The sequence below is a fragment of the Actinoalloteichus spitiensis RMV-1378 genome (assembly GCF_000239155.1).
Taxonomy (GTDB): Bacteria; Actinomycetota; Actinomycetes; order Mycobacteriales; family Pseudonocardiaceae; genus Actinoalloteichus_B; species Actinoalloteichus_B spitiensis.
In genome coordinates, this window is sequence record NZ_AGVX02000131.1 from 1 (window position 1) to 18,066 (window position 18,066).

At 70.4% G+C, this 18,066-nt stretch carries 13 protein-coding genes and 1 tRNA gene; 9 read left to right on the forward strand and 5 right to left on the reverse strand.

The window, feature by feature from the left end; translation table 11 throughout:
* A partial coding sequence (locus ACTIDRAF_RS27645; protein ID WP_039786173.1) for an alpha/beta hydrolase family protein occupies positions 1 to 276 on the reverse strand: 276 nt, incomplete at its 3' end.
* A 64-nt stretch (positions 277 to 340) separates the two neighbouring features.
* Between ACTIDRAF_RS27645 and ACTIDRAF_RS0206825 the strand changes: the two genes are divergently transcribed.
* The 7 genes from ACTIDRAF_RS0206825 to ACTIDRAF_RS0206855 all read left to right on the forward strand — a co-directional run bounded on the left by ACTIDRAF_RS0206825 (position 341) and on the right by ACTIDRAF_RS0206855 (position 10,049).
* Positions 341 to 871, forward strand: coding sequence for a helix-turn-helix domain-containing protein (locus tag ACTIDRAF_RS0206825; RefSeq protein WP_016697974.1), 531 nt, complete (start codon positions 341 to 343; stop codon positions 869 to 871).
* A gap of 534 nt (positions 872 to 1,405) precedes the next feature.
* Positions 1,406 to 3,727 carry a beta-galactosidase gene (locus ACTIDRAF_RS27650; protein WP_052168733.1) on the forward strand — a complete coding sequence of 774 codons (2,322 nt, stop codon included), beginning with the start codon at positions 1,406 to 1,408 and terminating at the stop codon, positions 3,725 to 3,727.
* Between the two features lie 551 nt (positions 3,728 to 4,278).
* A complete protein-coding gene (locus ACTIDRAF_RS34825) occupies positions 4,279 to 4,521 on the forward strand; it encodes an MmyB family transcriptional regulator (protein ID WP_157162896.1) in 243 nt (80 codons plus the stop codon).
* Between the two features lie 853 nt (positions 4,522 to 5,374).
* The gene (locus ACTIDRAF_RS0206840) at positions 5,375 to 6,313 is read left to right on the forward strand and encodes a ParA family protein (protein ID WP_026065848.1); all 939 of its coding nucleotides are present in this window, start codon (positions 5,375 to 5,377) and stop codon (positions 6,311 to 6,313) included.
* The gene (locus ACTIDRAF_RS0206845) at positions 6,310 to 7,044 is read left to right on the forward strand and encodes a hypothetical protein (protein ID WP_016697978.1); all 735 of its coding nucleotides are present in this window, start codon (positions 6,310 to 6,312) and stop codon (positions 7,042 to 7,044) included. Before ACTIDRAF_RS0206840 ends, ACTIDRAF_RS0206845 begins: the two co-directional genes overlap by 4 nt.
* A gap of 7 nt (positions 7,045 to 7,051) precedes the next feature.
* Entirely contained in the window at positions 7,052 to 8,449 is a 1,398-nt protein-coding gene (locus tag ACTIDRAF_RS0206850; RefSeq protein WP_016697980.1) for a restriction system modified-DNA reader domain-containing protein, read from the forward strand.
* A 610-nt stretch (positions 8,450 to 9,059) separates the two neighbouring features.
* Positions 9,060 to 10,049 carry a class I SAM-dependent methyltransferase gene (locus tag ACTIDRAF_RS0206855; protein ID WP_016697981.1) on the forward strand — a complete coding sequence of 330 codons (990 nt, stop codon included), beginning with the start codon at positions 9,060 to 9,062 and terminating at the stop codon, positions 10,047 to 10,049.
* A 666-nt stretch (positions 10,050 to 10,715) separates the two neighbouring features.
* Here the strand turns inward: ACTIDRAF_RS0206855 and ACTIDRAF_RS0206860 are convergent.
* Positions 10,716 to 11,855, reverse strand: a complete 1,140-nt coding sequence (locus ACTIDRAF_RS0206860) for a serine hydrolase domain-containing protein (RefSeq protein WP_016697982.1) — start codon at positions 11,853 to 11,855, stop codon at positions 10,716 to 10,718.
* Between the two features lie 98 nt (positions 11,856 to 11,953).
* Here ACTIDRAF_RS0206860 and ACTIDRAF_RS0206865 point away from each other — a divergent pair, with 98 nt between their 5' ends.
* Positions 11,954 to 12,538 (forward strand): PadR family transcriptional regulator, encoded by a 585-nt coding sequence (locus tag ACTIDRAF_RS0206865; RefSeq protein WP_016697985.1) that lies wholly within the window; start codon positions 11,954 to 11,956, stop codon positions 12,536 to 12,538.
* Positions 12,539 to 12,757: 219 nt separating this feature from the next.
* On the opposite strand, the gene ACTIDRAF_RS0206870 is transcribed toward ACTIDRAF_RS0206865, so the two are convergent.
* Positions 12,758 to 13,474 (reverse strand): Atu4866 domain-containing protein, encoded by a 717-nt coding sequence (locus tag ACTIDRAF_RS0206870; protein ID WP_016697986.1) that lies wholly within the window; start codon positions 13,472 to 13,474, stop codon positions 12,758 to 12,760.
* Between the two features lie 801 nt (positions 13,475 to 14,275).
* Positions 14,276 to 15,943, reverse strand: coding sequence for an ABC-F family ATP-binding cassette domain-containing protein (locus ACTIDRAF_RS0206880; protein WP_052168732.1), 1,668 nt, complete (start codon positions 15,941 to 15,943; stop codon positions 14,276 to 14,278).
* Positions 15,944 to 16,478: 535 nt separating this feature from the next.
* Here ACTIDRAF_RS0206880 and ACTIDRAF_RS27660 point away from each other — a divergent pair.
* A complete protein-coding gene (locus ACTIDRAF_RS27660) occupies positions 16,479 to 17,747 on the forward strand; it encodes a recombinase family protein (RefSeq protein WP_039786178.1) in 1,269 nt (422 codons plus the stop codon).
* 151 nt (positions 17,748 to 17,898) lie between these two features.
* Here ACTIDRAF_RS27660 and ACTIDRAF_RS0206890 read toward each other — a convergent pair.
* Positions 17,899 to 17,981, reverse strand: a tRNA-Leu gene (locus ACTIDRAF_RS0206890).
* Positions 17,982 to 18,066: the final 85 nt, after the last annotated feature.

The window sequence follows — 18,066 nt, forward strand, 5'->3', positions numbered from 1 at the left end:
GTTGCCGGTGAACCCGGCGGCCTGCCAGACGCCGGGCGTGCGGCCGGCGCCACGCCGGTCGTAGCGCAGCGTCGCGATCCCGTTCGCCGCGAGCGCCGAGGCCAGGGCCGGGCCGAGGTTCGTCGGAAGCTTCGGGGTGTTGCCGTCGCGGTCCAGGGGGCCGGAACCGTGCAGCAGCAGGACGGCGGGGTGCGGCCCGGGGCCGGCGGGCAGGGTCAGCGTGCCGGCCAGGGCAGCCCCGTCGTCCGTGGTGACCGTCATGTCGAGGTCGGGCAACGTTTCACTCCATCCACAATGTTCTCAGATGTGAGAACGTTATCAGGTGTGAGATCATGGGCTCATGGCAACCGCGGACCTCCTCCTCCACCCCGTCCGGCTGCGCATCCTGCAGACCCTGTTGGGGGCTGGCGAGCTGACCACCGGGCAACTCCGTGACCGGCTGCCCGACGTACCGGCGGCCACCATGTACCGGCACGTCGCCGCGCTGGCCCAGGCCGAGATCCTGGAGGTGGTGCGGGAGAGGCCCGTGCGCGGCACCGTCGAACGCAGCTACCGGGTCCGCCAGGACAAGGCCCTCGTCGACGACGACGCCCGCGACACCATGACCAAGGACGACCACCGCCGGGCGTTCACCGTCTTCACCGGAGCGATGCTGGCCGACTTCGACCGCTACCTCTCCCGCGAGGACACCGAACCCGCCCGGGACAACGTGCTCTACCGGCAGGGCATCGTCTGGGTCACCGACGAGGAGTTCACCGAACTCGTCGAGGAGATCGAGGCCGCGGTGGAACGCCGTACCCGCACCGCCCCTGGTGACGGCCGCGCGCGCCACATCATCAGCCTGGCCCTGGTCCCCGACAGGCCCGTCTGACCTCCCCACCCGCCACCACCCGTCGGGTGCCAGCGGTCGGGGACGTCACCGCGTCTCGGGGTGATCCCCGCCCGGGCGCGCCGAGCGGATCCGCCCCGAGGTCCGCGATCCGGTGCCCCTGTGCCGGTAGGCGCCGGAACCGGTACCGCGAACGGGGAGCCACCCTCCTGAACCTCGGACCTCCTCCGTCAGGCCTCCTGGGGGGCGAAGACGTTCCGGAGCGGCGACCGCCGCTCGTGATCACCCCCACGCACCGGCGTCCTACACCGCCGAGGGCCTACCGGCGGTGGGCACTGGCACACGACGGGGGCCAGGTGCGGCGGAACGCCCCCGCGATGGCCGACGTCGGCCGGACTGCCCGCCGGCACCCCAGCACGGCTTCACTCTTAGGAATTTATGGTTTACCGTCCTGCCGCGTCTGTCGGAGGGCAGGCGGCCGGACCTGGGAACCAGGCCCGGAACCAGGGCGAGGAGGCCAAGGTGCGGACACTGTCGCTACGCCCGGTTGTGACACCGCTGACCGGCCATCTCCGAATGGGCGAGCCCGACGGGACGCCAGACCGGATCACCGCCACCAGCACCCACCTCCTGCGCGGCGGGCGCCCCTGGTTCCCCGTCATGGGCGAGATCCACTTCACCCGCTGTCCCCGGTCGACCTGGCGGGAACGGCTGCTCAGCATGCGCGCCGGCGGTGTCACCGTCGCCGCGACCTACCTGTTCTGGCACCACCACGAGGAGCACCGGGGGGAGTTCCGGTTCGACGGCGACCGGGATCTCCGCTCCTTCGTGCGGTTGGTCGGCGAGTGCGGCATGGACGTGGTGGTGCGCATCGGACCCTGGGCGCACGGCGAGGCACGCTACGGCGGGTTCCCCGACTGGGTCGTGCGCTCGGGCACCCGCACCCGCACCGACGACCCCGCCTACCTCGACCTGGTCCGCCCCTACTACACGCGGATCGGCCGGGAACTGGCCGGCCTCTACCACGCCGAGGGCGGCCCAATCGTGGCCGTCCAGATCGAGAACGAACTCCACGACCAACCGGAACACCTGCGCACGCTCAAACACCTCGCCCGGGACGCCGGCATCACCCCCGCACTGTGGACCGCCACCGCCTGGGGCCCCGCCGAGCTCCCCGAGGACGAGTTCCTCCCGCTCTACGCCGGCTACCCGGAGGCCCCCTGGGACGACGCCCACCCCGGCTGGGCCCGCCACGCGCGCCGGCACTTCTTCTTCACCGAGCTGCGGGACGACCACACCGTGGGCGCCGACCTGCGTCGCGAGCCCACCGCCGGCACCGGCCCTGCCCTCGACCGCTACCCGTTCGCCACCTGCGAACTCGGCGGCGGAGTCCAGCCGACCTACCACCGCCGCCCGCTGGTCGAACCGGACGACATCGCCGCCCTCGCGCTGACCAAGATCGGTTCCGGTTCCTCCTGGCAGGGCTACTACATGTACCACGGCGGTACCCACGTCACGGACGCCGCGACGACCATGCAGGAGTCGCTGGAGACCGGGTACCCCAACGACCTGCCCGTCGTCAGCTACGACTTCCAGGCTCCGCTGGGGGAGCACGGGCAGGTCCGCCCCACCTACGGAGCCCTCCGGTTGCAACACCACCTCCTGGCGGCCGCCGGCCGCCGCCTCGCGCCGATGCGGTTCGTCGAACCCGACCAGACCCCGCGTGACCTCGACGACCGGGACACCCTGCGGTGGGCCGTCCGCACGGACGGGACCTCCGGGATGGTCTTCGTCAACACCCACCAACCTGGCGGCGAGGCCCCCACCGCGCACGACGACGTCCAGTTCCGCCTCCTCGGCCCCGACAACCCCCTGGAACTGCCCAGCGAACCCGTCGACATCCCCACCGGCGCGTACTTCGCGTGGCCGTTCCGCTGGCCGCTGCCCGGCGGCGCGGTACTGGAATCCGCCACCGCCCAACTCGTGACCGCACTGGATGACCTCGTGGTCCTGAGCCGCACCGCCGGGATCCCGGTCGAACTCGTCGTCTCCGGCATCGACGCGACCCGGGTCGAGAGCGCCCACACCACCGTGGACGACCTCGGGGCCGGCCGCACCCGGATCCGCGTTCCCGAACCGGGCCCCGAGGCGCTGGTCGACCTCGGCCCGCTGCGGGTGCTGGTGCTCGACGAGGACACCGCGCGTCGCACCGCGATCGGTGACCTGTGGGGCGCGCGGCGCCTCGTGGTCGGGGACGGCGTCCACGTCGTGCCCGACGGCGAGCACCTCCACCTCGAATGCGGACCCGGCGGCGGGTCACTGCTCATCCATCCGGCGCCGGATCCCGCCGCCGCACCGGAGGTGGCGGACGCGGCCCCGCCGTTGACGCTTCGGTCGGGCTGCGTCCTCGGGATCTTCGCCCGCCTCGAGGTCGACGCCCCAGCGGAGGCCCCCGAGGTGCGGCTGGTCGAACTGGCGGCGGCCACCGCGCCGGCCCCCCACCGCCTGGGCGGGCCGTTGCGACGCGCCGCCGCCCCCCGGGACGACGACTACGCCACGGCCGCCAACTACCGCGTCGACCTCGACGAGAACGCCTTCACCGGCGCCCACCGGCTGCTGTTGCGACTCGACTGGGTCGGCGACGCGGCGCGGGCCGAACTCGACGGGACCCTGGTCGCCGACCAGTTCTGGAATGGGGCGTCCTGGGAGGTCGACCTGGTCCGGCATCGCGAGGCCCTGCGCCACGGCGCCCAACTCGTCCTGCGCCTGCTGCCGTTCGACCCCTCGGCCGCGGTCCACGTCCGCGACGACCTCCGCCCGACGGAGGTCACCCTCCGCGTCGACGACGTCCGGCTGCTCCCGGTGTACCGCGCCACGATCGCTCTCGGCGCCGGGTGACCACCTCCGACGGCCGTTGCCTCCGCTCGCTCATCGACACTCCGCATCCCCTGCTCCAGCCGCAGCACCCTCCAGCGCTGACGGCCCCGGGGCGGGGGTGCGGTCGCTGGTGCGGAACGCCCTGCCCGCTCACCGACCTGCCCGCGCCGGTGGAGGTACCACCCACCACGACCACGCCCGTCCACGGCGCCACAACCCGTCACGACCCCTCTCGTTCAGTCACCGGCCGTGTTCGGGCCCAACCCCGACCACTGCCCAGGACGAGCGCCTGACCGGACACCACCCGGCGGCACACCGAGGTGACCGCTCGGCGGTGGCCGCTCCCGCCATTGACCTCCTCGTGGCGCTCGGTGGCCGCCCCTGATCTCGCCCCCGACCGCTGGTGGGGCTCGCCGTACGACGGCTGTCAGACCCCGGCCAGCCGACTCGGACGGGTAGGAGCCGGACCACCCCCGACGACCAGGCGCTGCACTCCCGCGTCTTTCGCCTCGGGTCTCCGCGCGCTGGTCATACTCCGAGGGCCCCGGATCACGAGCCGCTCACCTGAGGGAATGCCTGCTCTCCCGGAGCGGCGAATTCCGCGCCGGCTGGCAACATGCGAAATCGGGGTGCACTACAACGGCGTCGCCCGACGCTACGTGCACCCGAAGGTCGGCGCCCTGGAACTGACCTGGCAGACACTTCTCGGCCCGGACCAGTCCCTCAGCCCCCTCCTCTACACCGCCGCCCCGGGGAGTGAGAGCTACGAGAAGTCGCGGCTCCTCTCCTTGATCGGTGCGCGCCAGGTGCTATAGCCGAACACGCGGCGACCGGGTAGGTCCCCGTGGACGCGCGGACCGCGTCACGGCGGATCAGGTGGTCGTGCTGCTCCGGCGACGCGGTGCGGTGACACCTGCACGTACCGATCCGGCACCTTCCCTCGTGGCGAGCACGGAGGGGAGGCGAGCGGGTGGGTCGGGCGGGCCCTTGCTTCCACCACGCTCCCGGCGGAAGCGTTGCGGGGGCCGCATCGCGGCGAACGGCCGGTGCGACGCCCCGCCGGACCCCCTCCTCTCCCCAGGTTGACAGCATGGCAGGACCAGGAGTCGGCCGGGCCCGCCGGGACGTGATGGGTCATTCCCTGCCCGTCCCGTCCACAGCCTGGACGTGGAGAAGCCTGGCCCGGGTGCGTGGGCGAATTCGCCCAGCGTTCCGTGACAGGGTGACCCTGATCGGCGCCCTGGCGCGTGACCTGGTGGGTTTCCAGGGACCAGCCAGTGCCCGCCCGCGTCGCTGGTGGAACAACCGCCCCGGGCGGGATGAGCGGGGAACGACGGAGAGGAAGATTCCCGGGGCCACACACGTGGACGTCGTTCCCAGGACGACGACGCGGTGCCGTCCCGCGCCGCGGTCGGCGCGATACCGGCGGCGGCGAACCGGATCGGATTGGCTAGAATCCGCCACCGATACGGGCACGCATGGCCCGGAGTTCAAGGATCAGAGTCCGAATACGACAAACGGACGATCAGCCGGAGTGCGTTTGGCCGATCAGGGTCATCGGTCGGTTGTCCTTCGAACAGGGGCTCTGGGAAGGTCACCGAGCCAGATCGCCAGGAGATCTCGAGCAGCGTTCCCCGTACCGTCGAGCGTGAGGAGCATGCGGAACTGATGCGGACCGTAGCTGTGATGAACTACAAGGGCGGAGTGGGGAAGACAACCCTCACCGCCAATCTCGGTGCGATCGCCGCGAGCCGGGGACTGCGCGTGCTGCTCGTCGATCTCGATCCGCAGACCAACTTGACCTTCTCGTTCTTCTCGATCGACGAGTGGCAGGGCAAGATCAAGGATACGTGCACGATCAAGCAGTGGTACGAGGGTGACATGCCAGGGCGGGACATCCCGTTGGCGGATCTCACGCTCACTCCGCAACGGGTCAACAAGGCACTGGGCGGTACCGGCCGCCTCGACGTGATCTCCTCGCACCTCGGTCTCATCGACATCGATCTCCAGCTCGCCGCCCTCCTCGGCGGGAACACCACCCTGGGCGGGACGCAGCGGAAGTTCCTCGACCTGCACGGCTGCCTGCGGCGCGCGCTCGAGGACGACCACTTCGACCAGTACGACCTCGTCCTCATCGACTGCGCGCCGAACTTCGGCCTCGTCACCAAGACCGCCATCGTCGCCAGCGAGCACATCCTCGTGCCAGCGAAAGCGGACTACCTGTCGACACTGGGGCTCGACTACCTCGTCGGCAACTGCTCCATGCTGGTGGAACAGTTCAACGAATTCGCCAACCACCGTGGTGGGGATGCGCACCGCCCGATCGACCCGGCAATCCTGGGGGTTGTGTTCACCATGGTGCAGATCTACTCGCAACAGGTGACCGCGGCCCAGCAGACCTATGTTGAGGAAGTGGAAGTCAACTCCCAGGTGTCCGTACTGAAGAGCAAGATCCGGAACAGCCCTCGCCACTTCAGTGCCGCGGGGGAGAGCGGAGTGCCCGCGATGCTGCGCGTGAGGGACAAGGACGACGTCGTCAAGGAGTTCGACGCGTTGGCCGACGAGGTGTTCGGCGCGCTCGCGCTGTCCCCGGCTGGTGATTCGTGAACGAGCTGCGGAAACTCATCGCCCTGAACGCCCGGTGGAACGAATTCCTGGCGGACCAGGACGAGGCCGCGCTTGACGCCCTCATTGCTGGCACGACCCGGCTCACCACCACTGGCGGCGAGGGAACCCGCGTTGACGCGGCACAACGAGGAACTCCCGCTACCAGCCCTCCCGATGGCGACGTCCTGCCGCCCGACGACCCGAGTCACGTGACGTCGACCCTTTCCACCTTGACCTCGGAGGAGGAACGGCGGGCCTACTTGGACACCTTGCGACTCCAGGTGAAGGAACTCCGTGCGGTGGCCAAACTGAGCGGTCTGACGCGCTACAGCAGGCTCACGCGCCCCGCGCTCGTCACCCTCCTCGCCAGCGGTGGTCCAGAGCGGGCCGACACGGACGCCGCGCACCCGGGCACACCAGCCGCCGATCAACCAACAGGTACCCGGGGCGGACAGCGCCACGCTCCCACCGTACCCGGGTCGTCGACCCCGGTGCCGACCGGCGAGGTCGACGCGGCAGCCATCGCGACTCGGCTTCGTGGGACCGAGACGGAAGCGGAAGGAGCCGCCTACCTCGACTCCCAGGGGTTGGGCCGGGAGGGACTGCTGGCTGTCGCCGCTGAGTTGCGGCTCACCCGCGTGAACCGCCTGTCCAAAGCCGAACTCAGGAGCAGGGTGCTCAAGCAGGCGATCGGTGCCCGTCGCAAGTTCGCCGGGCTGAGGAAGTGGTGAGGCGCCAGTGACCGCACAGGTGGAATTGGGCCGTGGCGGCACCGGCGGCAGAGCCAAGTACCTCATCGACGGCCGCCGCGTCACGGTCGCCGACCTGGTGGAGGCGGGCCTCCTCCAGATTGGCGCGAAGCTCCGGTTCAACCGTAACCGGATCGGAGAGACCCACCACGCGACGGTCACCGAGAAGGGCCGCATCCGGCTCGACGCCGACGGTGAGGAGTTCCGTTCGCCCTCCAGGGCGGCCATGGTGGCAGCGGGGATGCGAGCGGTCGACGGCTGGCGGGTGTGGTTGGTCGTCGACCAGGACCGACTGCTGGACGCGGTACGCCAGGAGCTGCTCGACCAGGCGCTCAGCGAAGCTAACCGACCCCATCGGGACACCGCGCGGCAGAGCGTCCATGAGCGCCTGCGACAGGCCCGTCAGCGCGCCGAGGCGCGCGAACCGGAACGCGTCACCGTCCGTGAACTCCTGACGTACTGGGGAGCCGAGGACCGGGGCGACCAGGTGAGCCAGATCGAAGCGGACCTGGCCAACCACGGGTTGGTGACCTCGCCGAGCTTCCGCGCGGTGACGCTCGACACTGTGGTCGCCCTGACCGTTCCACCCGACGGCGCGGAGGGGAGCCTCACGGCGGAGGGTGCCGGGGGCAACGACATCCGGATCGTCGACGAGGACGAGGGTGACGACGACCTGAACGTCCGCCTCACGGTGGGCAACCTGTCGCCGCTGGCCGGCGTGGAGTTCGTCAAGCCCGACGGTGCGCTGGTCGAGGCGATCACGAAGATGACCCTCAACGACTACTCCCAGTTGGCCGTCCTCAACGGCACCCGCAACCTGCGCGGAGCCGTGACGTGGCGTTCGATCGCACGCGCCCTGCAACGCAAGCCCGACGCCAGCGTCGCCGACGCGATCGACCCACAGGTGGAGGTCGTCCCCTATGACCGCGACCTCTTCGAGATCCTTCCCGTACTGCAGAAGCGCGACTTCGTGTTCGTCCTGGACGAGACGAAGGCGATCAAGGGGATCGTCACCACGGCTGACGTGGCCCACCGTTACGGCGAGATGGCCACCCCGTTCTTCCAGCTGGGCGAACTGGACCAAACGCTGCGCTGGGTCCTGCAGCGCAACTTCGACATCGAGACCGTCCGCTCGATCTGCGGCCGGCCGATCGGGAGCTTCGACCGGCTCACCATCGGCGACTACCAGCGGGTTCTGGAGCACGACGCGATGTGGCGGAGGTTGGGCTGGCCGTTGGACCGGGCCACCTTCATCGCGCGGTTGAACGAGATCCGGGCCATCCGGAACAAGATCATGCACTTCCACCCGGACCCGATACCCGAGGACGCCGTGGACAAGCTGCGGATGTTCAACCGCCTGCTGCGCGACTACCGGGGGGCGACCTAGTCCAGGGTGTCGAGGTGCCCTCAGTCGGTGAGAGTCGAGGGAGTGTGGTTGGAGTAGGTTCCGGGCGAGCTGTCGCAGGGAGTTCAGCCCGTGCCACATCGCCGGAGCGATCTGGAGATCCTCATCGGGGATCGTGGGTTCACTCGGGAGCCAGCGGGCGCTATCAGACGTGATTCCCTGCAGGTTCAGGCTGCTTCCGATCGTTTTCGCGTGGGCCGTCCTCGACGTGTTTGCTGCTGTTCGTCCCGCGTCTCGCCCTGGTGGCCTGCCCGGTCCCCCCGGGACCTCCTGTGTTCCGACGGACTTCGCACACCACCTCAAGATGAAAATGATTATGATTGCTGATTGAGCGCGTCCGGTGGGCTGCGGGCGAGGGGGCGCACGACGAGGGCGCCGAGGGATCGGCCGGTTCTCGAAGCCAACTCCGCCCGTGCCGGGCTGCGGCCCCCTCTGGCCGCCGGCGACCGTCGGGACACCCGTGGCCCGCCTCGCTGGCACGCCACGGGTACGTGAGGGGACGTGCCAGCGAGGCAGTGCAGGACCGAGGTCCTCGCCCAGCGACACCAGGGCGTGCCCGACCCCAGGGGCCCTAGCGGAAGGACCGATCAGAGTGACGCACGAGCCACCATCGACGCAGCACCTCACCGCGCTCGCCTCCCCGGACGAACTCATCGACTGGCGTCTCGCCCTCTGCTACGAAACGGCGCACACCACCGGCATCCTCGACGAACTTCCCGCGTCGGCAGCGGACATCGCTGACGCGCGGGACCTGGACCCCGACGCAGTCCGGGCGATCCTGTTCGTCCTCGCCGGATGGCACTACGTCACCGTCGACGAACGCGGCGTTTTCTCCCCGGGCCCGCGCCGGCCGAAGCCGCACGAGCGCGCGGCGCTGGCCCAGCACGGGGTGTGGATTCGACGGTGGGCCGCGCTCGTGCCCCGCCGGGTCTACGACCGGCAGGCCACGGCGCCGGACACCCCGCCCGCGACGGACCCGGCGACCGGGCTGGCCCTCCTGGAATCCGCCGGTCACCCTTTCGTCAACCCCGTCGTGGACACCTGCCTGAACACGCGGCGGCCAGCAACCGGTGATCGGGGCGGACCACGTGTGCTGGACCTCGGCGGTGGGCACGGCGCCTACGCCCGGGAGTTCGCCCGGCGCGGCTGTACGACCACGATGCAGGACCTTCCCGGGGTCATCGAGCTCGCTCGGGCGGACGGTCGCTGCACCGCTGCGGGCGTCGAACTCGTCGCGGCCGACGCACGAACCGACTTGGCGCCGGGGCCCTTCGATCTGGTCCTGTGCGGCAACCTCACGAACCTCCTCCCGCTCGGTCAGGTCCGCGATCTCCTCAGCAGACTGCGCGACGTGCTCGCTCCCGACGGCCAGGTGGCCATTGCCTCCTGGCTCCGCGACCACGGCCCGGTCGGAGCGGCTTTCGGTGTCCAGATGCTCGTCGCCACCACAGCCGGTGACGCGCACGGCGAGAGCGACTACCGGCGTGTGTGCGGCGACGCCGGGTACACCGACATCCGTTTCGTCGACGTCGGCCAGCCACCCCTTACCCTCGTGCTCGCCCGACCGGCACGGACGACCTGACCGCTCGCCTCCGACCTGGTCATCCCGGCGCGATCAACCGGGTTCGTGGTTGGTCGCGAGCAGCAGGCGACGGGTGGTCAGCCCGTTGATCCCCTGCCCGTGTTGGTGCAACCTCTGCGCCGGCCCGGGGAGGCAGTGCTTGAAGCCGCCTCCCCGGGTACCAGGAGTCCTGCCCTGCCCACTCCCGGCTGGGGAGCGGGCGAGTACCAGGCAGGGTGCGTCGGCACCTGGCGGGACGCCCGGTGCCGACGTCTGCCGACCTCGACGGCATCCGGAGCGGCGGTGTTGGCGACGGCGCACACGTGACCCGGCCCCGCGAGCGGGTTCGGCCCGAACGTGGCTGGGCCGAGGAAGCCGGCCGACCTGGTGCCTTCGAGGCTCGGTGCGGGTGTGGCTGCTGCGAGGTCCCGGGACGGGCGGTGCGCTCGGCAACGAGGACTGGGTCGCGGCCGTACATGGTGGGGAACCTGCCACGGCCCCGGCCCGTGAGGTGGGGGAGCACCCGGTGCGGCAGCGGGGCATGTCGTTCCGAGGTCCGCCCGGTGCTCCGGGCTCGGCGGGCACTGGCCGAGCAACCCTCGGACGGTCAACCCGCCTCTGACCGAGGGGCTCGTTCCGGTGAACCGGTCGAAAGGGTGACGCGTTCCTCCGCTGCCAGTGCGCTGGTCATCCTCGCCAGATGTGCAGCATCCGCGCCATGAGCTGGAAGGGGAGGGCCTGTCCGGAGACCTGGTCGACGGTGCCGGCCAGGTGGAGGTCGAGTTGCGGGCAGTGGAACAACCACGTCCCCGTGGCTCCCGAGTGACCCACGAGAGTGAGGGGCGGCCGCCCCGCCGACATCAGGCGCCCCACCGTGTAGACCATGGTGCCGAGCCCGTACCGCAGGATCGGGATGTTGCGCAGCCGGTTTCGCCGCTCGGTGAGCAGTTCCACGGAGCGTGGGCGGTCGAGGACCTCCCCGGCCAGCAGGGCCCGTTGGAAGGTGAGGAGATCGCCGGTGGTGCTGATCAGATCGTTGCTGGACTCGATCAGCGAGGGCACTTCGACGCGGCGTTGTCCGGAGTGGAGCGGCAGCGGCGGTCCCGTGTGCGTGTCCAGCCGGGGGTGGCCGGGGAGCCACGTGCGGGTGAGGCGGAGCGGGGTGGTGATCCGTTCCGCCAGCAGGTCGGCGAACGACCGTCCGGTCACCGCCTCCAGGATGCGGATGAGCAGTTGGAAGCCGGTGTCGGAGTAGCGCGCCTTCTGCCGGGACGCCGACAGGTCCTGGGGCGCGAAATGGGGGTGCTGCTGCTCCCGGACGATCCGCAGCACGTCCTCGAACGTCCACGCCTGGTCCCGGCCGGCGCGGAGGTGGTCGTACAGGCTCGGGCCTGTGCGGCGCTTCTCGAAGTAGTCGGGTAGTCCGGACGTGTGGCTCGCCAGATGGCGAACCGTGATCGCGGACGTCCGGTCGGTACCGCGGAACACGTGGAGCCCGGCGATGGCCTCCGCTGGTAGGTAGTCGGCGATCGGCGCGGACAGCTCGAGTTCACCGCGCTCGTGCGCCTGGAGCACGAGCGCGATGAGGAAGCGCTTGGTGGTGCTCGCGACGAAGAACGGGCTGTCAGAACGCGGCGGGGGCTCGTCGCTGACGGGGGCGCAGCCGGTCGACCAGCGACGGAGTCCGTCGCCGGTCTCGATCGCGGCGCTGACGTGGTGTACCCGGCGCCGCGCGACCAGGGTCCGCACCAGCCGGGTCAGCCGCGCCGCGACATCGGGGGCGACCGAGTTGTCGGGTGCGGGACTCGTGGCGAGCGGCGGTGTCACGGTGGTCTCCTCGTAGTCGACCCGGGGCGAGATGACGTGTCTCTTAGATATGTCTAATAGACATGTATGGGGGAGTCAAACGGGCTAGACTCCCTGCCGTGGCGCACGTCATCCTCGGGCTGTTGCTGATCGCCCCGCAGAGCTACTACGGCCTCGTCAAGGGATTCGAGGCCAGCGTCGCGCTCTTCTACAGCGCCAGCTCCGGCAGCATCAAACGTGCGCTCGACAGCCTGCTCACCCGAGGACTCATCGAGGTGGCCAGCACCCAGGCCGGGGGCCGAGGCAAGAAGACGTACCAGGTGACCGCGGCCGGCCGGCAGGAGTTCCACACCTGGATGGCAGGTGAGTTGTGCGGGAAAGACCTGGAGAGCGCGGCGCTGTCCCGGCTCTACTTCCTCGGCCTCGTGCAGCCCCCGGAACGCGTGGCCATCCTCCGCCGCATCGAGGCTCGCGTCGAACATGACCTGGCGAAGTTCTCACGGCTCGACGAGCAGCTCGACACGGTGAACGTCCCCGAAGGGCTCGCCGACGTCGCGGTCAACCAGCGCGCCACACTCGACTACGGCATCGCCTCGCTCCGGTTCATGCTGAACTGGTTCCGCGACCACGCCGACCGCCTGGACGGCACATCACCCGACCAAGCCCGGACTTCGCGCGAGCCCGGGTGCCGTGACCCGGCCTGATCCCGGAGCGAGTCCCGCCGGCACCGCCGCGGGAGGACGAGCCGTCGCGGATCGGTCGAGGAACCGCCGTGGGCGTGCCCGGCGAGTGCCTCCCTGGTCTGGCGGCCCGTCGACGCCATCGGAGTTCTCGGCCACCGCCGCGCACCGCCAGAAGGTTCCCAGGCAGCTACCGCCAACCCCTCCTGACGATGACGTCGAGGACGAGATCGGCCTGACGGGTCACCGGTCGGTTCCGCCCTCCGCCGGCTTACGGCGCAGGGTGCAACCCGCGTGGTGGAGGGTGTCGCCGTCGAACTCCCCGAACGCCCAGAACCCGAGATCCTCGAGGTAGCCGATCCGGTCGCCCCGGACCCAGTACCGTCCCTCGAACGCGTGCGCCCGACCACCTCGCGTCTCGTCGTAACGGCCCTCGGCGGTCAACTCCCGGTAGAGGAAGCCCTCGGTGTCGATCCAGGCACCCACCCTCGCCGGGTCGACCAACGCCTCGTCGAGACCCCGCTCCTCGCTGTCGCTCCCCGATCTGCCCCGCTGGCCGTTCCACACCACCGGCGTGCCCCGGCGGAACACGGCCCGGATGCGCTCCGGTGCCGTCAGCAGGGTCCGCGCAGCGGAGGCGAGGTCCGGTGCGTCGGCGTCGCCGAGCACGGCGAAGTCGGCGGCCCCGCCGGGTACCAGCGCGCCAACCAGTGCCGTACGGTCCACGAGCCCGGTCGGGGCGGTCGTGTCGAGCACGCTCGGCACGAGGGTGGTGCCGGTGGCGCGGATGACGACGGCGCCGTCGTCGTCGTCGGCGGCGCGGACGATGCCCGGGTTCACGCCGACGACGAGGCCACCGCCGACGAGCAGGTCGGCCCGGGTGAGGGTGCCGAGCAGCGGGTCGGCGGTGAGGATCGTGGCGTCGGTGATGAGCACGGGGCGGCCCGTGCCCGTGAGCACCGCGTCGAGGTCGGCCGCCGGCTGAGCCGGTGTCGTCGGTCCGGTTGTGGACCGTTCTCGCCGACCTCGCGGTGCGGCGGGGCGCGCTGGCCCGGGTGGTGACGCACCCCTCTCCCCGGTCCGACTGGCAGCCGGTCGTGACGGGGCCACACCGCACCTGAGGGGGGCGGCACCGCGACGAGTCCGAGGAGGAACACCAGCGACCGTGTTCGTGGGTCCTCCTCCAGCGTCCCTGGCCTGAACCACGGCTACGGAGCCTCGCCACGATCACGGTCACGAAGCCATGTCGCCTGCTGGTCGCCTCCCGGCGCGGTCGGTCGTCGTGACGGCTCAGCCGGCGACGCCAGGGGAGGGAGCGACTGCGCTCCGACGTTCGGGGCGACGCCCGGTCCCGTGGCTTTCCACTCGACCACGACCCCCGGGTCGGATCTCACGGGAAGTCGGCCAGCGAACACCATGTCGTCCAGGACACGGTGAGCGTGCCTGCCGGTGAACTTCTTGTCGGCTACGGGTGGTGCGCTTCGACCAGACGCGACCACGACCGATCCAAAGATCACTACCGCTTCAGTGGTGAACAAAATCAATCTTTCCGCGACTACCCCCACCCCACTAAGACCAATCTCACCCGGAAACACCGGCCCCTCACCTGTCTTCAGCGCACAAGCCGGGTGGCCGTCCGGGGGACAGCGTGCGGAAGGTGTCGTGCAGCGACGTGATGCCCTCAGAGGGAGCAGGGTTTCGAAGCGGCGGTGTCCGTGGCGGTTTCCCTCCCAACTGGCACCTGGGCAGCGGATGCGCCGTTCACTCCTGCTGCGCCCCCGTCAGCTGTAGGCGGGGCCAGCCGGCCAGGTCGCTGAGCAGCTGCCGGTCGTGGGTGGCGACCAGAACCGCGCAGGGCGTGCTGGCCAGCGCCCGGGTGAGCTCGTCAACCAGGGAGGCGGACAGGTGGTTGGTCGGCTCGTCGAGCATCAGCAGGTCAGGCCGCTCGGCCAGGCACATCGCCAGGTGCAGGCGCCGTTTCTGTCCCTGGGACATGCGTCCCACCGGGGTGCGCAGGGTGACCGTGTCCAGCAGGCCCAGGCCGCTGAGCGAGGGGGCGTCCCCGCTCAGGCCCCGGGAGTGGAGCCGGTCCACCTGCGCCTCGTAGGCCCGGTAGGCGGTGTGCTCCTGGTTCCAGGCTGGCACCTCCTGGGACAGCAGCGCCACCCGCGCGTCGTGGTGGACCACCAGGCTGCCGCCGGTGGGGCGCACCCGCCCGGCCAGAACTCCCAGGAGGGTGGACTTGCCCGCCCCGTTCGGGCCGGTCAACAGGAGCCGATCACCGCCGTTGACCGTCACCGTGACCGGCTGGGTCAGCCGCCCGGAGACCGTGAGGTCTCGCCCGTGCAAGACCTGATGCCCAGCGCGGGTTGGAAGCTCGGGCCAGGACAGGCTCCTGGGCGGCTCGGGCACGGTGATCCGGTGCCGCTCAAGGTCTTCCACTCGCCGGTTGAACGCCTGCACGACGCCGGCGGCACGGGTTGCGCGCTGGTGCTTGCCGGTTCCCTTGTCCGGGCGCCACCCGGTCCGCAGTCGCCCGCGGGCCTCCTCGGCGGCCCGGGTCAGCTGGGCGTGCTCGGCCTGCTGCGCGGCATGCTCCTGCTCCCATCGCTTCCGCTCCCGATGACGGCCATCGACCCAGCCGTCGTAGCCGCCCGCGTAATGGCGGGGCAAGCCGTCCCGGGTCGGGTCCAGGTCCAGGAAGGTCGTGGCGACCTCGCGTAGCAGCACCCGGTCATGGCTGACCACGGCCACACCCCCGGGGCGTTCGCGCAGACTGCGGGCCAGGAAGCCCAGGGCGGCGGAGTCCAGGTGGTTGGTCGGCTCGTCCAGCAGCAGCAGATCGGTGCTCGATCCCAGCACGACCGCCAGCCGCACCCGGTAGCGCTGCCCGACCGACAGGGTGGCCAGGTGCCGGTCCCGGTCGGCGCAGGCTCCCAGACCTTCCAGGGCGACATCGACGCGCCGCTCGGCGTCCCAGGCGTCCAGCGTGGTGGCGACCTCCAGGGCGCGGGCGTAGGCGTGCTCCGCGCCGGGCTCGCCCTGGACCAGGGCCTCGGTCGCGCTCTGCAGCAAGTCCAGGGCGGTCAGGGAGTCCCCAACGGCTTCTTTGATCAGGTCACCGACGGTGCGTTCGTCCTCGGCACACAGGGTCTGCTCGACCAGCGCCAGTGTTCCGGTGCGCGAGACCGTGCCCGCGTCGGGCGTCAGGGTGCCGGCCAGCACATGCAGCAGGGTTGTCTTGCCCCGGCCGTTCTCCCCGACGATGGCCAGCCGGGAACCGGCCGAGACCGTCACATCGGCGCCGGAGAGGACCGTGCTCTCACCCCGCCGGACCACGATCCCCTCGGCGCGCACATGTGCGGCGGCGCCAGCCGGAAGATCCCGCGACAGCTTGGAACCAGGGGGACACGAGGTAGTACGAAACATTGCGTGTGTTCTCTCAGCTCGTCGTGGAGCCGGACAGCATGCGGAGGCGTCCGGCACAGGGCCAGGACGGCGGCGAGAGACAGTCGGGTTCTGCCGCCGTCAGCGGCAGAACCAGGGCTTCACACAGGAGAGCATGCCCCGCAGTGTACGGGTGGGCCGGCAGCTGGAGCGAGGTAATTGACCCGCACGTTTCACCTGGGCAGGTGCCTGGACTTTGAGCGGACGAAAGAGTGCCTTCTGAGCTGGGATGATGAGTCCCCCCTTGGGCTTCTGCCATCGCAAGGGAAGGTCATCACAGGGGAAGGTGCTGTCCGCGTGCACCACACTGTCGTCTCGCTTCCAAGGCTTGTCCTGTCCGCGACGCGCGGGGCGCGGTCAGCCGAGTGGGTTCCCGTCTGCTGGCGGATCTGCCCGAAATCCCCCGGGGTGACCGGTGCTTCCAGCGATGCGTTGCACCGCCTGCTGCCGTGTGGCACTGGGCACGACCCGGGCCAGATCGCGCGGTGCTCGCCGAGCTCAGGAGCCCTGGGCGGCGGTGGTGGTGGGGGAGGGGACCCGGTGTTGGTTCGGGAACCAGTTCTCCCTGACCGCGCCGAAGTTCGCCGCGTACGGCGTCGATCTCTGGGTTCCCGAACTCGGCGGGAGGTTTGATCCCCGTAACCCGTCCCACACGATGTTGATGAGCGTGCTCGGTGGTATGAGCGAGTCCGAACGACAGCGTGTGCGGGCCAGGGTGCGGGCGGCGATGGACGCCCAGGTGCTCAACGAGGGGCGGAACCAGGGTGGCCGGGCACCGTACGGGTACGTGACGGTGGATGCTGGGCCGCATCCGAACCCGCGCACGGCGGCGGAGGGGTTCCGGCTGCGGGTGTTGGAGATCGACCCGGAGGCAGCCGAGGTGGTCCGCCGCATCTTCGCCGAATACCTCGCGGGAAACGGAGACCGTGCGATCGCGGGATTGCTGAACAGGCAGGGTGTCCCGTGCCCTTCGAAACGCCAACCGCACCAGAACCGGCACCGGCTCGCCGATGGCTGGCAGGGCAGCACGCTGCGGGCGATCCTGGAGAACCCCCGTTACACGGGTTACGCGGTCTTCGGCCGCTGGACCCGTCAGGAAACCCTGCTCGACCCCGAGGATGTCTCAGCAGGACACGTCACCCGGTTCCGACGGGCCGGGACGAACCAGGTCGTGCGCTCCCGCACCATCGCTCACCCCCCGATCGTGACCGTGGAGGAGTTCACCGAGGCACAGGTGAAGCGCCGGGCCAAGTCGGTGGGTGGCCTGCGCACGGCCAGCAGAGGGGAGCGGTCGGGCCGACCCACTGCCAGGACTTACCTGTTCCGGGGACACCTGCGGTGCGGGATCTGCTCGCGGAAGAGGGAGGCCAGCCCGCGTCGGCACGGCATGTACTACCGGTGTCCCGCGCGCACCCTCGCCCCCGGATCGGCTGCCCTGGCCGAGCACCCCCGTACGGTGTACGTGCGGGAGGACGTGATCAGAGACGCTGTGACCGGGTGGATCGGGTGGTTGTTCGCGCCAACCAACGTCGATCGGACCGTGCGCGCCCTGCTCGCCTCCCAGGACGATGTCAGGACGTCGAAGGACCGGGAGAGCGCTAGGCGACGTCTCACCGAGGCGGAGGCCAAGCTCCGCCGCTTCCAGGAGGCGGTGGCGGCTGGCATCGACCCGGCTGCCCTGGTCGAGCCGATCAACGAGGCCCAGGCGGAACGTGCCGCCGCAGGCCGAGCTGAGCGGCTCGGCAGCCGCCCGGGATGGTCAGCGATGCGGAGATCCACGCCATGATCGACTCGCTGGGTGACGTGGGGGCCGCCCTGTCGCGGGCGGAGCCGGACCGGCTGGCTGAGCTGTACCGGGAGCTACGGCTTGAACTGCGGTACGAGAACAACGAAGAGGCCGTCTATGCGACGACCTCTCCACGGGTGAATAATGTGCGTGTCCGAGGGGGGACTTGAACCCCCACCCTCTTGCGAGGACTAGCACCTCAAGCTAGCGCGTCTGCCATTCCGCCACTCGGACTTGCTCGCTCCGGCTCTCCGCCGTTGCTGTACATAGATTAGACCATGCCTCCAAGGTCGTTTCACCCACCCCCCTCTAATGGGTC

Bases quoted from the DNA above. Each gene is read 5' to 3' on its own strand.
- ACTIDRAF_RS0206825 (WP_016697974.1), top strand. From the start codon at position 341: ATGGCAACCGCGGACCTCCTCCTCCACCCCGTCCGGCTGCGCATCCTG.
- ACTIDRAF_RS27650 (WP_052168733.1), top strand. From the start codon at position 1,406: ATGGGCGAGCCCGACGGGACGCCAGACCGGATCACCGCCACCAGCACC.
- ACTIDRAF_RS34825 (WP_157162896.1), top strand. From the start codon at position 4,279: ATGCCTGCTCTCCCGGAGCGGCGAATTCCGCGCCGGCTGGCAACATGC.
- ACTIDRAF_RS0206840 (WP_026065848.1), top strand. From the start codon at position 5,375: ATGCGGACCGTAGCTGTGATGAACTACAAGGGCGGAGTGGGGAAGACA.
- ACTIDRAF_RS0206880 (WP_052168732.1), bottom strand. From the start codon at position 15,943: ATGTTTCGTACTACCTCGTGTCCCCCTGGTTCCAAGCTGTCGCGGGAT.